The organism is Bradyrhizobium sp. (assembly GCF_049798375.1).
Lineage (GTDB): Bacteria > Pseudomonadota > Alphaproteobacteria > Rhizobiales > Xanthobacteraceae > Bradyrhizobium.
Genome location: NZ_JBARGP010000500.1, coordinates 1 through 13,338, shown reverse-complemented (window position 1 = coordinate 13,338; position 13,338 = coordinate 1). Strand labels below are relative to the sequence as shown.

The window sequence follows — 13,338 nt, the reverse complement described above, 5'->3', positions numbered from 1 at the left end:
CCGAGAGAACACCGATGCATCCCCGTCTCACCGCCGTGGCGTACTGGCTCAGGCGCCGCGCAGAAAACGTTGCCGTGGCGTTGTTGGCGGTGATGTTTGGCACGTTCATCCTGCAGATCCTCTTTCGCTACGTTCTGAATGATCCACTCGGTTGGTCGGAAGAGCTCATCATCACCACTTGGCTGTGGACGGTATTGTGGGGAGCGGCCTTCACACTCAGGGAGACAGAGGAGATCCGCTTCGACATCATCTACTCGCAGATTTCGGAGCGGACGCGACGCGTCTTCACCGTCATCACTGCTCTCGCGCTCGTCCTGATGTACGCCATCTCGCTGCCTGCAGCCTACAGTTACGTCAGCTTCATGAAGGTCGAGCACTCGGCCTATCTGCGTATACCGCTCAACTGGATGTATTCGGTCTTCATCATCTTCACCGCCGCTTGTATCGTGCGCTACCTCTGGCTTGTATGGCGCGCCATCCACGGCAACAAGTCCCCCACGACTAATCCCGCGGAGCTTGGGGACTGACGATGATCATGTCCCCCTTCGCCCTCTGCATCATCAGCATCGTGCTGCTCGGCGCACTCGGGCTGCCGATCGGACATGCGATGATCGTCTCGTCGGTCTTCTATCTGCTGCTCATGGGCCAGGATCTCGGCACCGCCGCCGAGCAGATCCTCAACGGTCTGTTCAACAGCTACGTCCTGCTTGCGATTCCGCTGTTCATTCTCGCCGCTGACCTGATGAACATTGGTAGCCTGACCGACCGGCTGCTGCGGTTCTGTCTGGTGCTGGTAGGCCGTTATCGTGGCGGCCTCGGCCACGTCAACATCGTCTCCAACATGATCTTCGCCGGCATGTCGGGCTCGGCGATCGCCGACGCGGTCGGGATCGGCCGAATCATCATCGGCATGATGACCAAGGAGAACCGCTACCCGGTCGCCTATGCGGCGGCGGTCACCGCCTCCGCCGCCATAATCGGCCCGATCATTCCCCCATCGATTCCGATGGTGGTCTACGCGCTCGTTTCCGACACCTCTATTGGCTACCTGTTTCTCGGCGGCTTCGTGCCAGGAATCATGCTGGGCCTTGCCTTCATGGTGATGAACTCGATCATCTCGCGGCGGCGCAACTACCCGGTCGAACCGGCGATCCCGCTGAAGGAGATGCCACGAATCACGTTGCGCGCCTTCCCGGCGCTGATGCTGCCGGTGATCCTGCTCTTCGGCATCTATGGTGGTGTGATGACGCCGACAGAGGGCGCAGCGGCCGCCGCCTTCTACGCGCTGTTCGCCTCCACTGTGCTTTATCGCGCCGTAACCTGGAGGCAGCTCTACGAGACCATTTTGACCAGCAGCAAGGCTACGGCCTCGATTGGCATGCTGATTGCCGGCGCCATGATCTTTAACTACGTCGTCACGATCGAAAATGTTCCGGCATCGCTCGCACGCCTGATGCAGGGCCACGCCATGACCGCGCCAGTGTTCATGTTGGTCGTGAACGCCTTGTTGCTCATTCTCGGCTGCCTGCTCGAGGGCACAACGATACTCCTGATCATCGTTCCCATTTTCATTCCTACTGCGAAGGCGCTCGGCATCGATCTGGTGCACTTCGGCGTGGTGGTCGTCGTCAACATCATGATCGGCCTTTTGACGCCGCCTTATGGACTGTTGCTGTTCGTGCTGGCCAACATGACGAAGCAGCCGCTCGCGCGTATCGTGCGAGAGGCGGCGCCCTTCATCATCGCCTCTCTAATCGTGCTTGCCGTCATCACCGCCGTCCCCGATGCCGTGCTTTGGCTGCCGCGGCTGTTTGGCTACAAAGGCTAAAAATCATGCAGAATGCGATCTACGTCCTCAACGGACCCAACTTGAACCGTCTTGGTAAACGCGAGCCGGAGATTTACGGACGCACCACGCTCGCCGAAATCGAGGCGATGTGCCGCAAGGAAGCCGGCGATCACCCGCTTGAATTCCACCAGACCAACGCCGAAGGCCAGATGATCGATTGGATTCACGAGGCTACCGAGGACGGTGGCGCCGGCATCATCATTAACCCCGCCGGCTGGTCCTTCACCTCAATCGCGCTGATGGACGCGCTGAAGATGTTTTCCGGCCCGATGATCGAATTACACATCTCGAATATTCACCGCCGCGAGAGCCTGTATCACAACTCCCTGGTGTCGAAGGTCGCGACCTCGGTGATCGCCGGCCTAGGGGCCAGCGGATACCGGGTCGCCGTCGCCTCGATAAAGGAAATGCTGGGCTAACCGGCCGCCTAATCGGCCGGCTGGCAGAGCTGTTTTCAGGAGAATCGGCAATGGCGCTCAAGGGCAGAGCCTTCATGGCGATCTGGCACGATATCGAAGCCAGCGGCGAGGCGGAGTACAGCGACTGGCATACGCGCCAGCATATGCCAGAGCGGCTCGGCGTTCCGGGCTTTCTCGTGGCGCGTCGTGGCGTCGATTGGGATTTGACGCACCAACGTTGGTTCACACTTTACGAGACGCGGACGCTCGAAGTGCTGAGCTCCGACGATTACCGCGCGCGCCTCAACAATCCGACGCACTGGAGCAATCGCAACCAGCCGAACTTTCGCAATTTCGCGCGCTCGGCCTGCATTCTCTCCGCCAGCACGGGACGGGGGTTCGGCGGCGCAATGGCTACGATCCGGCTTAATATGGGCAAGGATGCTCTGGCTGCTTTCGAGGCGGCTGCCGACCGGTTGGCACATCGTATCGCTCTTCTCGACGGCGTCTGCGGTACCCATCTCGGCGTGGCCGCGCCGCAGACAACGCGCGTCAAGACACGAGAAAGCGAACTCCGCGCTTCGACTGGCGAGGACGTCTTCGACGCGGTCGTGTTGGTCGACGGTGTCGGCCGCCGTGAGCTGACCCGGGTGCTGCCCGACGTGCAAAAGCTCCTCCATGCGGCGCTGACCATTACGTCGCATGAGGCTGGCGTATACGATCTCGCCTATCTCCTGACAGCTGCGGACGTGGCGTGAAGATCGTCGACGGCGCAACAGGGGTGCTCGGCAGCGTCGGCGATCCGATCATGCAGGTACGCAATCCGGAAGTCTGGAGCGCGCTGTTCCGCGCCAATGGCGTGAATGCGCTCTGTATCCCCTTCCATGTGAGCCCGGGTGAGCTTCCGACGTTTTTTTGCGGGCCTACGTACGGTCCAGAATCTGCTCGGTCTGATCTTCACCAAACCGCACAAGCCGGGCCGCGGTTGGCTTGAATTAACAGCCATCAGGCTGGCACTCTCCTCGGGAAGCGACGGTCGAAAACCGAGGACGAGTGCTTAAGCACGCCGTTACCGCGGCCCACGCCGCCTATCGCTGCTCGAGCGCTCATGTCCTCGCACCCGGCAGTTGGGCCTGGGGCGTTTCGGCACCGGCTGCAACCGGTCCAGCGCGCTGTCGCAGCCGCAGGCTCGCCAAGCCGCGCGGGCACAGACAGAGAACCGCGACCAGGACGACGCCGAGTACGAGCTTGTCGCCATAGGCGCCAAACGAGGCAAAACTCTTTTGGGCGAGCAGCGTGGCGGTGCCGAGCAGCGGGCCAAGCAGGATGCGCCGCCCGGCCAAGATGACGCTGGTCAGCATCAGGACGAGAAAGTAGGTGTCGAACAGGTCGGTGCCGACATAGGCGCGTTGGAACGCGTAGAGCCATCCGGCCATGGCGCTAATCACGGCAGACAGCAGGAAGACCTGCAGCCGGATACGATTGCCGTCCAGGCCGCACATGGTCGCAAGCCGCGGGTTCATGTGCACCATCAGCGCCGCCTGTCCCAATCGCGACCGGCGAAAACGATGCACGATATAGATCGTGACCAGCAGCAGCGCGTAGGCATAAGGCCAGAATTGCGCGCTGCGGGCCGCGGTAAGCGCGAGCGGTCCAATCGAAAGATCCAGCGGCGGGATTCCGACGATCCCGTCCGAGCCGCCGAGAAAATCGGTATTCGCGGCGATGTTCATGCAGACCACGGTCGCCGCATAGGTCACGAGCGAGAATGCGAATTCCCGGGTTCGCAGCGTGATCAGGCCAAGCACGAGCGCGAGCGCAAGCGCGGCCAGTACGGCACCGGCGAGAGCGACCCAGGCTCCCAGACCATAGGTGACGGAGAGGATGGCCGTCGCATAAGCGCCGGTGGCGAAGAAGGCGACGTGAACCAGGCTGATCTCGCCGAGATCCGACAGCACGATATCGAGCCCATAGGACATCGCGGCAAAGATCGCGATCGCCACCAGCGTGTCATACACCAGCGACGAGCCGCCAAGCAGGCGCGGCAGGACGAAGCCGAGAACGATCAGCGCTCCGACCGCAAGCAGCCGCGCGTAAGGCTGCGCCAGCGTCATCGCGCAAAGCTCCCGGAGGCGGCGAGCTTGCCGGGCCGCAGCACCATAGCGGCGATCAAAAGCGCGAACACCGCAGCCGTGGTGTAGGCCGGCGAGACCAGCGCACCGAACAGCGCGGTGAAAACGCCGATTCCCAATCCCGCCACGTAGCTGCCGAGCACGCTGCCGATACCGCCGAGCACCACCACGACGAAAGTCATCACCACCTGATCAAATCCCATCGAGGTGAGGATCGGCGTTCGCGGCGCGACCAACGTCGCCGCGAACGCGACAGCCGCGCCCTCGAATGCGAAGATCCCCATATAGATGCGCGAGATCCGCATCCCGCCGAGCGCGGTGAGCTTCGGGTCCTCGGCCGCCATGCGAACGGCTGCACCGACCCACGTCCGATTCAGGATTAAGTAGAGCACGACGAACACGACGATCGTGGCCGCGACCAAGATGGCATCCTGCGCCGTGAACCAGATCGGACCGAAATGAAAACTGATCTGCTGGAACGGGCTCGCTAGCGTCTGCGGCTTCGGCCCGAACGCAAGGCCGGCCGCGCCCTCCAGCGCCTGGCCGAAACCCAGCGTAACGATCATCAAATTCACGAGATCCTGCGACAATGTCAGGCGCAGGAACAGCCGCTGCATGATGGCGCCGAGCAAGGCGCCGAACAGGACCGCACCGAATACGGCGACGAGATAAGGGACGCCGGTCGCGCTCATGATTCCCCACGCCACGAATGCGCCCAGCATATACATCTGACCATGGCCGAAATTCACCAATCGCGCCGCGCCGAGCAGCAGCGTCCAGCCTACTGCGACTAGCGCATAGGCATGCCCGATGATGATGCCGTTGATGAGTTGTTGCGCGACGTTCATCCGTGGCTCGCTCCGAGATAGGCCTCAATGATCCGTGGATCGTTTCTCATCTCGGCAACCGTACCGCTTGCCACCACGCGGCCCCGCTCGAGCAGATGCAGCACATCGGTCACCTCCATGGCCGCGTTGACGTTCTGCTCGACCAGCAGCACGGTGAGACCGCCTTCGACCAGCGTGCGGATAGTCTGCAGCATCGTCACGACCAAGCGCGGCGCTAGCCCGATCGAGGGCTCGTCGAGCAGCAGGAATTTTGGCGCCATGCGCAGCGCGCGGCCGACCGCGAGCATCTGCCGCTCGCCGCCGCTGAGCGAGCCGGCAAAATTGCTCCGCCGCTCGCGAAGCCGCGGGAAGAGCTCGTAAACGTCATCCACCGCATAGGCTTTGCGACCAGTCTCGCCCGACGGCCCCGCGACGGCGGTCAGGTTTTCCTCGACCGTCAGGCCCATGAAGACCCCGCGCCCTTCCGGGACCAGCTGGAGACCGCGCCGGACGTGCTCTTCCGGCGACAGGCTGGTGATATCTTCGCCGTCAAGCCGGATCGTGCCGGCGATGCGCGGCTCGGCTCGCGACCAGTTGGCAACGCCGTTGACGAGGGTCGACTTGCCAGCGCCATTGGCGCCGATGACGCCGGCGAGCGTGCCAGGCTCGACCACGAGATGCTCGATCATCACGACCGTGCTCGCGCCATAGGCGATGCGCAGGTCGCTGATCTCGAGCCGCGAACTCACGCCGCCCTCCCGAGATAGGCTTCCAGTACGCGCGGATCGGCCTGGATCTCGGCAGGCTTTCCTGCTGCAATGACCTGTCCGAGTTCGAGCACCACGACCTCGTCGGCGATCGACATCAGGAGATCCATGTGATGCTCGATCAGAACGACGGCAAATCCCTCCGCGCGCATCCGCTCCAGCAGGCCGCGCAGCGTGATCATGTCCGGGCCACCGAGGCCCGCCGCGGGCTCGTCGAGCAACACCACGCGCGCGCCCGGCGCCGCGGCGAGCGCGATCGAGAGCATCCGCTGCGTGCCGTAGGAAAGCTCGCCCGGCAGTCGGTGATGGACGGCTTCCGGGACATGGTAGTTCAGCAGATGACGCCGCGCCTCGGCCTCGATCCCGCGCCGTTTCCGGCTCTCCGCCCAGGGCGCCAGGACCGATTGCGCCAGCCGGCTCGGCCGGTTCTCCAGCAACGCGCCGGCCATGTTCTCGAGCACGGTCATGCCGCCGAAGAAGGCGTTCTGCTGGAACGTGCGGCGCAGCCCCGCGCGCGGCAGATGATGTGCCGGCGCACGCGTCACGTCGCGACCGTCGAGCTGCAGGCTGCCGCCATGGCTCACCATGTTGGTGGCGGCCATGAAGCAGGTGCTTTTTCCTGCCCCGTTTGGTCCGATGATGCCGAGGATCTCGCCTGCGCGGACCGACCACGACATCTCCTTGAGCGCCTGGAAGCCGCCGAACCGGACCGAGAGGTTCTGGACCGCGAACAGCGGCGCGTCAGCTTTCGACGACAATCTTGCTGTCCTTCACCGTGAAGACGAAGTAGCGATGCGCCAGCTGGCCGCTGGCGTCGAAGCGCGCGGTGCCGAAGATGGTGCCGGGAATTTCCTTGCCGCGGATCGCGCCGGCAACGGCCTTGCGCTCGAGGCTTTTTGCTGACTCCGCCGCCTTGGCCCAGACCTGCAGCGCTGCTCCGGCGAGCGCCATGTACTTGTCCGGCGTCGTCTTGAACTGCTTCTGCATCTGCGCCACGAAGCGCTTGTTTTCCGGATCGCTCGCGAACGGCTCGGAGTTCGGGAAGTAGATATCAGCGCTGTAAAGGCCGTCGGCCGACTTGCCTGCCGTCTCGATCACGCTCGGGCTCACCGTACCGACCGCGCAGACCAGCGGCGCGCTGACCTGGGCCTGGGCGTATTGCTGCAGGAAGGCCGGCAGCCCTGCCCCCTCATTGGCATTGATGCTGATGACCAAGTCCGGCTTGGCATCCCGGACGCTCGTCGTCTCGACCCGGAAGTCGGTCTGGGCGAAGGGGAATTTCTGCGTGCTGGCGATGGTGAGGTCGAGGCCCGCCTTCTTGAACTCGGCCTCGATGCCCTGCTGGGCGCCGTTGCCGTAGGCGTCATTCTCGGTCACGAACACGACGCGCCCCGTCTTCATGCGGCCACTGACATATTTCGCGATGATCGCCGCGTCCTGCGCATTGGCACTGTTGAGCCGGATGGCGAGCGGATTCGACGCGCTGGTCAGGATGGTGTCGGCCTTCGAGATCATGGTGATGTCGAGCACATCGGCACGCGCCAGCACCGACTGCATCGCCAGCGTCACCGGGCTGTTCCAGCCCTCCAGCACCACGGAGGCGCCGGCGGATGCGAGCTCATTCGCCTTCGCGACGCCGATGGCCGGCGTGCTCTCGTCGTCGCGCACCAGGATTTCGAGCTGCCGGCCGAGCACGCCGCCGCCCTCGTTGATCAATGTCGCCATGGCCTGCACGGAATTGGCGACATCCTGGCCCTGGCGGCCTGCACCGCCGCTGAGCGGAATGATGACGCCGACCTTGATCGTATCGGCGGCTGACGCCGAAGACACGAGCGATGAAGCAGCAATCCCGGCCAGAACCGTCCTGCGCGTCAGCATGGTGTTATCTCCCTTTTGATCTTTTCTTACTCTTGTTAGCTCTCTGTACTTCTGATTTTTTGGTGCTTACGATCAACTACAAAATTCTTCTTCTTGCAGTTTTCTGGAGACGCCAATGGCAGTCAAAGGCACAGTGTTGGTCGCGGGCGCGGGCGGCTTGGTCGGACGCGCCGTGATCGACCACTTCCTCGGCGAGCGTGATTTCGATGTGATCGCGCTGTCGCGCACGCCGCCAAGTCCGGCGACGGGCGCGCGCCATATCGGCGTCGACCTGACCGATGCTGCGGCCTGCCGCGCCAAGCTCGGCGAGATCAGAAACCTGACCCACATCGTCTATGCGGCGCTCTTCGAGAAGGCTGACCTTACGCAGGGCTGGCTCGACGCCGACCAGATCGCCACCAACCTCGCGATGCTGACGAACCTTCTGGACGCGATCGAGCCCGGCAATCCCACGCTGCATCACATCTCGCTGCTGCAAGGCGCCAAGGCCTATGGCGTGCATCTCGGGCAGATCCCGGTGCCGGCCCGCGAGAGCGCGCCGCGGCACATCCATCCGAACTTCTATTGGGCGCAAGAGGATTTCCTCGCCGCGCGGCAGGCCGGCAAGGCCTGGAGCTGGACAATCTTCCGGCCGCAAGTCGTGTTCGGCTTCGCGCAGGGCAGCATGATGAACATGGTCACCGCCGTCGGCGCCTATGCTGCGATCAGCCGTCAGCTCGGCCTGCCCCTGGTCTATCCGGGCATTGGCAGCCGCGTGACCGAAGCGACCGACGCGCGCCTGCTGGCACGCGCGATCTCTTGGGCGGGCCGCTCGTCCAACGCAGCCAACCAGACCTTCAATGTGACCAATGGCGACGCTTTGACGTGGGAGAATTTGTGGCCCGTCATCTCCAGCGCCTTCGCGATGCCGATCGGGCTGCCGCATCCGATGCCGCTCGCCCGCATCATGCCTGGGCACGCCGCGACCTGGGCCGCGATCGTCGCACGTTATGGGCTGCAGGACATCACGCTCGACAAGCTCGTCAGCGGCTCCTGGCAATTCGCCGATTTCGCATTTTCGCGCACGCACTCGACGTCGTCGCTGCTCAGCACCATCAAGATCCGTCAGGCCGGCTTCGCCGATTGCATCGACACCGAAGCTTCGCTGGGCTGGTGGCTCGGCCGCATGCAGGAGCTGCGCTACCTGCCGCCGCCAGAGGCATGACAGCTGCCGGGTCAGGCCCACGCGCGTCGCTCCCTTATTTCATTGTATGAAATTAATATTCAAAATATCCTATGCCCTTCTTTGACGATTGCAACAGCAATGTCGGCGCGGCTTTTTCTCGCGAGGACTTCCGATCCATGCCTTCGTTTGAGCCTGTCACAGCGGCGGTGCGTGTTCTCGACGTTCTCTTGGCGGTCAATCGGCTGAAAGAGGCAAGCCTCGCCGATTTGTTCCGCGAAACGGGATTGAGCCGACCGACCATCGTCCGCATGCTGGAGACGCTCGCTCATACCGGCCTGATCACGCGGCATCCGGCCAGCAAGCTCTATATGCCGACGGGCCGGACGCTGGAGCTCAGCAGCGGCTATCAGAAGCATGACGAGATGGCGCTGGCTGCCGCGCCGATCCTGTCCAGGCTGCATCAGCTTCTGCAATGGCCCTCCGACGTCGCCGTGTTCGATCAGGACGCGATGGTGATGGCCCGCACCAGCCGCGTCGAAGGTGCATTGCATTTCAACCGCAGGCCCGGCTATCGCGCGCCGCTGCTCGGCACCTCGCTCGGCCAATCCTTCCTCGCCTTCTGCGATGCGACGACGCGCGACAAGGCGATCGCCGCACTCCATGGCTCCAAGGATCCATGGAACGAGATTCTGCAGCGGCCGAACGATCTGCGCCGCCGGCTGGAGACGATCCGCCGCAACGGCTATGCGACCATGGACAAGGACTACTCCAGCATCTCCTACAACGGCGTCGCCTCCGCGGTCGGCGTGCCGGTGCTGCTGGGTGGTATCGCGATCGGCAGCCTGAACCTGATGTATCTGCGCAACTCGATCGATGAAGCCGGCGTGGTCAGCCGCTTCCTGAAACCGCTCCGCGCCGCCGCCGTTGATATCGCCGACGCGCTCTCCACGATGCGCGGCGGCGCCGGCAGCGCCTGAGATCGCGGCACGACGTTCGGCATCGGCCCCGTCGAATGATCGACGTGCGCATTGTCCACTGGACCTGTCAAACAGCGAAGGCATGGCTCCGCGCTCTCGCAGCGCTTCACGCCCGAGTCCTGTGTCAATCGAACCCTCCTGAGTGAACAGAGGGCGCAGGGAAGACCGGGCATCGGCCGGTGCCCATGGTCCGCGTGCAACAAAAAGCACGCGGCAGAACCACAGGCTCAGCCAGGCGTACCCGGCCTTCCCTGCGCGACGGTTTGAACGGCTTATACGCGCTCTTCCCGGGACCGGCTTGTTTGCCCCCGTCATCGGCGGATCATCACCGCCAACTTGGCCTCAGCACCGGGAGGCCAGAACCACGCGACTTCACCGTCGCACCGGTCTGTTCGTCCGCTTGATCAGATCAAGCTGCAAACCAGCGCGCCCATCGCATCGCTGGCTCAACCTTCGTGACGATCGCGAAGCGCCCCTCCTGTGAGCCGGGACGCCGAGAAATGTGGACTTGATTTGCCCGACGGCACAAGCGGTGCCGCGTGCGACAAACTGGCACGACGGGCAACTTGCACAATGCTCTTATGCGCGGATTGCCCGTCGTGCAGCGCCGGCGCTGCCTGGCATCAGGGCGCGAAATTCAGCTTCAGGCCCGGCCGTGCCCAAGGCACGCTGACGAGCTGGCCGACGCCTGAGAGCGTGATGTAAGCGGTCTTCTTGTCGGCGCCGCCGAAGCAGATGTTGGTGGTGTACACATCCGGCATCGCGACCTGCTCCACGAGCCGTCCTTCGGGCGATATCACGGTAATCGCACCGGTCATCAAGGTCGCAACGCAGATATTGCCGCTGCTCTCGACCGCAAGGCTGTCGTAGCGCTGATAGCCGGCCTGGTTGAACAGGAAGCGGCCGCCATTCGGCGACGGAAATGCTTGCCGCGCGATCCGTCCGGGCTCGGCGAGATCGAACGCCCAGAGCCGACCACCCTCGGTCTCGGCGACGTAGAGCGTTCTTTCGTCCGGCGAGAGGCCGATGCCGTTCGGCGTCAGGATCGGATGAACGACCTCGACGATGAAGGAGCCATCCGCCTTCGCGTAGTACACGCTGCCCTGGTCGCGGTCGCGATGCCGCGTCTTGCCGAGATCGGTGAAGTAGAACCCGCCGGCGCGATCGAACACGATGTCGTTCGGTCCCTTCAGCCGCTCGTCACCGCAGCGATCGTAGAGCAGCTCCGATTTGCCGGTGCGCGGGTCGACGCGCTCGATCCGCCCGCTCGTGTAGCTTGCCGGCGTGCCGATCGGCCTGATCATGCCGGGCTCCTCATGCCAGGCAAAGCCACCATTGTTACAGACATAGAGGCAACCGTCGGGGCCAAGCGCGAGTCCGTTAGGACCGCCGCCGAGCTCCGCGATGGCGAAGGTCCTGCCATCGGGCCCGACGCGCGTGACCGTGCCGCGCGCAATCTCCACTACGGCGATCGTGCCGTCTTCCAGGACAACGGGCCCTTCCGGAAACCGCAGGCCTTCCGCCACCACCTTCACGTCGACCATGTCGCTGCCTTCCCTTTTGATCCGTTCGTTTGTGCCCGGCGCGGCTCGGATCAAGCCGGCAGGTTGGCTATTCATATCGGCCGGCCTTGCCGCGATCTCAGCAGCCCTGGGCGATCTCCCAGCCGCGGCGCGCCAGGCGACGGAATTTGCCGCCGGCGACATTCACGGCATTCGCATCGGACGCATTGCCGTCGAGCGCACGCCGGTAGATGCCGGCGACGATCGCAGCCCAGCGGAACAGCGAGAACACGACGAAGACATCGAGATCCGCAGGCATCGGCCTGCCTGCTGTGGCGCTGTAGGCGGTCACGAATTCTGCTTCGCTCGGCAGCCCCGGCACGTCGACACCCAGCAGCCCCTCCTCCTCGGGCCGGGTCCGCCAGGCAAGACAGCAATAGGCGAGATCCGCCAAGGGATGGCCGAGCGTCGACAGCTCCCAGTCGAGTACGGCGCGCACCTCCGGCTCGATCGGATGAAAGATGAGGTTGCCGAGCCGGTAGTCGCCGTGAACGATCGTGGTCTCGTCCGCGAGCTTGGGCGCACGATCGGACAGCCACGCGATGAGATTGTCCATCGCCGGCTCGGGTTCGAGATTCGCCGCACGATATTGCTTGGTCCAGCGATCGATCTGGCGGCCGACATAGTTGCCCGCGCGTCCGAAGTCTCCAAGCCCGACCACATCAGGCTTGAGCCGATGCAGGCGGCCAAGCACGCGCGCCATATCGAGGAATGCCGCGCGGCGATGCGCAGGATCGACATCGGGCATGCGGCGATCCGAATAGATGCGGCCCGGCAAATAGTCCATGATGTAGAATGGTGTGCCGATCACACCGGGATCATCGCAGAACAGCCAGAGCCGCGGCACCGGCACGTCGGTCCCGGTGAGCGCGCTCAACACTCTGAACTCCCGATCCACGGCATGCGCAGAAGGCAGCAACATCCCGCCAGGCTTTTTCCGCAGCACGTAGCCACCGGCCGAGGTCTGCAGATGAAATGTCGGATTCGATTGACCGCCCTGGAATCGGCGGATCACGCAGCCGCTCTCCGCACCCGGAACACGTCCCGCGAGATAGCCGGTCAGCGCCGCTTCGTCGAAGCGGTGGTTCGGCAACATCGGCACCAGCGCCGGCGCACTCGCCGCTGACACGGCATCAGTCATGACCGCGCTCCAAGCAACGCCGCAAAGCCGACGCACGATCTCTCGCATAAGTCATGGCCAAGTTACTTTTCACGCGGTGAAATATCATTTCAGTGATATTGGCATCGAAGAGGCGAACTGTAAACGTGCGCCGAAATGCCTGTTGTCCCTCTCGCGACACGCCCCTCATCGAAGCAATCTGCAATGGTGCCTCCGCGCCTCTGCTGGAGGGACCCGAGACGTGCAGCGGCTTGGCAGTCGCGCGTTATGGCGCTGAGACTTCCGGTGATCGCCGGGTGCGTCACGTTGAACCTACCCCGAGCCGCTGCAACGCGGGTCGCCATAAAGAAATAGAGAGCTACCGTGAGCAGTGTGACGATTGCGGTATAGTACGGCATGATCTTCCCTCCTCTGCGAGTTTGTGCGGACGAAGCCAGCGCCGCCCCCAGTCCGGCCTATCGAAAACATCGCGCATCTCGGCACAAAGTGTTTAGCTGGCGGTGCTCAAAAAGCTGACGTTCGCGCCAAGCTGTGACGTGGCCAGCTTCTGACCCGAAGCGGACGTGTAGCCCTGGATAGCAGCGTGGCTGCCGGATCTCACGCAGATGCTGGCCGATGCGCAACGTAAGAGGTCCGAACGCCCGGTTCGAAACCACACCCCTC

Annotated in this window: 14 protein-coding genes; 7 read left to right on the top strand and 7 right to left on the bottom strand. The window is 63.5% G+C overall.

Going from position 1 to position 13,338, the window contains the following annotated elements:
• Positions 1 to 14: 14 nt before the first annotated feature.
• The 5 genes from WA702_RS20440 to WA702_RS20420 are packed head-to-tail and all read left to right on the top strand — an operon-like array spanning position 15 to position 3,241.
• A complete protein-coding gene (locus WA702_RS20440; protein ID WP_425112360.1) occupies positions 15 to 527 on the top strand; it encodes a TRAP transporter small permease in 513 nt (170 codons plus the stop codon).
• Between the two features lie 8 nt (positions 528 to 535).
• Positions 536 to 1,828, top strand: coding sequence for a TRAP transporter large permease (locus WA702_RS20435; RefSeq protein ID WP_425112359.1), 1,293 nt, complete (start codon positions 536 to 538; stop codon positions 1,826 to 1,828).
• 5 nt (positions 1,829 to 1,833) lie between these two features.
• Positions 1,834 to 2,268, top strand: a complete 435-nt coding sequence (locus tag WA702_RS20430; RefSeq protein WP_425112358.1) for a type II 3-dehydroquinate dehydratase — start codon at positions 1,834 to 1,836, stop codon at positions 2,266 to 2,268.
• A gap of 50 nt (positions 2,269 to 2,318) precedes the next feature.
• Positions 2,319 to 3,005: a hypothetical protein gene (locus WA702_RS20425; RefSeq protein ID WP_425112357.1), complete on the top strand. Its 687-nt coding sequence runs from the start codon at positions 2,319 to 2,321 to the stop codon at positions 3,003 to 3,005.
• The gene (locus WA702_RS20420) at positions 3,002 to 3,241 is read left to right on the top strand and encodes a hypothetical protein (RefSeq protein ID WP_425112356.1); all 240 of its coding nucleotides are present in this window, start codon (positions 3,002 to 3,004) and stop codon (positions 3,239 to 3,241) included. The genes WA702_RS20425 and WA702_RS20420 overlap by 4 nt, the downstream gene beginning before the upstream one ends.
• A gap of 112 nt (positions 3,242 to 3,353) precedes the next feature.
• Here WA702_RS20420 and WA702_RS20415 read toward each other — a convergent pair whose 3' ends face one another.
• From WA702_RS20415 to WA702_RS20395, 5 genes are read right to left on the bottom strand one after another with little or no spacing between them, the layout of a single operon-like run.
• On the bottom strand, positions 3,354 to 4,361 hold the full coding sequence (locus tag WA702_RS20415) for a branched-chain amino acid ABC transporter permease (RefSeq protein WP_425112355.1): 1,008 nt from the start codon (positions 4,359 to 4,361) through the stop codon (positions 3,354 to 3,356).
• Positions 4,358 to 5,227 (bottom strand): branched-chain amino acid ABC transporter permease, encoded by an 870-nt coding sequence (locus WA702_RS20410; protein ID WP_425112354.1) that lies wholly within the window; start codon positions 5,225 to 5,227, stop codon positions 4,358 to 4,360. The genes WA702_RS20415 and WA702_RS20410 overlap by 4 nt, the downstream gene beginning before the upstream one ends.
• Positions 5,224 to 5,955: an ABC transporter ATP-binding protein gene (locus tag WA702_RS20405; protein WP_425112353.1), complete on the bottom strand. Its 732-nt coding sequence runs from the start codon at positions 5,953 to 5,955 to the stop codon at positions 5,224 to 5,226. Before WA702_RS20405 ends, WA702_RS20410 begins: the two co-directional genes overlap by 4 nt.
• Complete coding sequence (locus WA702_RS20400; RefSeq protein WP_425112352.1) at positions 5,952 to 6,731, bottom strand: ABC transporter ATP-binding protein; 780 nt, start codon at positions 6,729 to 6,731, stop codon at positions 5,952 to 5,954. The genes WA702_RS20405 and WA702_RS20400 overlap by 4 nt, the downstream gene beginning before the upstream one ends.
• Complete coding sequence (locus WA702_RS20395; protein ID WP_425112351.1) at positions 6,715 to 7,851, bottom strand: ABC transporter substrate-binding protein; 1,137 nt, start codon at positions 7,849 to 7,851, stop codon at positions 6,715 to 6,717. Before WA702_RS20395 ends, WA702_RS20400 begins: the two co-directional genes overlap by 17 nt.
• A gap of 115 nt (positions 7,852 to 7,966) precedes the next feature.
• On the opposite strand from WA702_RS20395, the gene WA702_RS20390 reads away from it, so the two are divergent.
• Together WA702_RS20390 and WA702_RS20385 are read left to right on the top strand one after the other, a co-directional pair.
• Positions 7,967 to 9,055 carry an SDR family oxidoreductase gene (locus WA702_RS20390; protein WP_425112350.1) on the top strand — a complete coding sequence of 363 codons (1,089 nt, stop codon included), beginning with the start codon at positions 7,967 to 7,969 and terminating at the stop codon, positions 9,053 to 9,055.
• 137 nt (positions 9,056 to 9,192) lie between these two features.
• Entirely contained in the window at positions 9,193 to 9,993 is an 801-nt protein-coding gene (locus WA702_RS20385; protein WP_425112349.1) for an IclR family transcriptional regulator domain-containing protein, read from the top strand.
• Positions 9,994 to 10,616: 623 nt separating this feature from the next.
• On the opposite strand, the gene WA702_RS20380 is transcribed toward WA702_RS20385, so the two are convergent.
• Both WA702_RS20380 and WA702_RS20375 read right to left on the bottom strand, forming a co-directional pair.
• Positions 10,617 to 11,537, bottom strand: coding sequence for an SMP-30/gluconolactonase/LRE family protein (locus WA702_RS20380; protein WP_425112348.1), 921 nt, complete (start codon positions 11,535 to 11,537; stop codon positions 10,617 to 10,619).
• 97 nt (positions 11,538 to 11,634) lie between these two features.
• Complete coding sequence (locus WA702_RS20375) at positions 11,635 to 12,696, bottom strand: phosphotransferase (RefSeq protein WP_425112347.1); 1,062 nt, start codon at positions 12,694 to 12,696, stop codon at positions 11,635 to 11,637.
• Positions 12,697 to 13,338: the final 642 nt, after the last annotated feature.